The sequence below is a fragment of the Micromonospora arborensis genome (genome assembly GCF_003205615.1).
Classification (GTDB): Bacteria; Actinomycetota; Actinomycetes; order Mycobacteriales; family Micromonosporaceae; genus Micromonospora; species Micromonospora arborensis.
Genome location: NZ_PYBV01000025.1, coordinates 111,080 through 111,530, shown reverse-complemented (window position 1 = coordinate 111,530; position 451 = coordinate 111,080). Strand labels below are relative to the sequence as shown.

At 72.1% G+C, this 451-nt stretch carries 1 protein-coding gene; it reads left to right on the top strand.

What is annotated here, in order from left to right; translation table 11 throughout:
- Positions 1–116: 116 nt before the first annotated feature.
- Positions 117–308 carry a DUF5703 family protein gene (locus C7C45_RS20305; protein ID WP_013734349.1) on the top strand — a complete coding sequence of 64 codons (192 nt, stop codon included), beginning with the start codon at positions 117–119 and terminating at the stop codon, positions 306–308.
- Positions 309–451 lie beyond the last annotated feature (143 nt).

Below are 451 nucleotides of genomic sequence, written 5' to 3'. Positions count from 1 at the left end.
CCCACTCACAGATCGGCGCGATGGGGGCACGGGGTGGCACGAACCACCCACGGCAGCGGTGTTGGTCACCCCCGAGGGGGTGGCGAACGGCCGCTGGGCTGGGCAGCATGGGTGGCATGGACTACGAATACGCGCCGCTGCGGCTGCCGCCGAACGTCGACCGGTTGACCGCCGCGGCGCAGTTGGCGATCCAGGCGGAGTTCTCCGGGTGGGAGTTGGCCCGGGTGCGGTTGTACCGCGACGGCACACGGCAGGTGGTGCTGCGTCGTCGGCGGGTCAACCAGCCGCAGCCGGGTCTGTCGTACTGAGGGCCGTTCGCCGCGGGCCGCGCGGGCCCCGGGCGTCGCGCTGCCTGGACGAGCGAGTCCTAACTCAAGATGGGGCTGCGGGCGCAGCGAAGGACGCTCGGCCTCCGCTTTGGCTGCCCGCCGTGTCGATGTGCTGTTGAGCG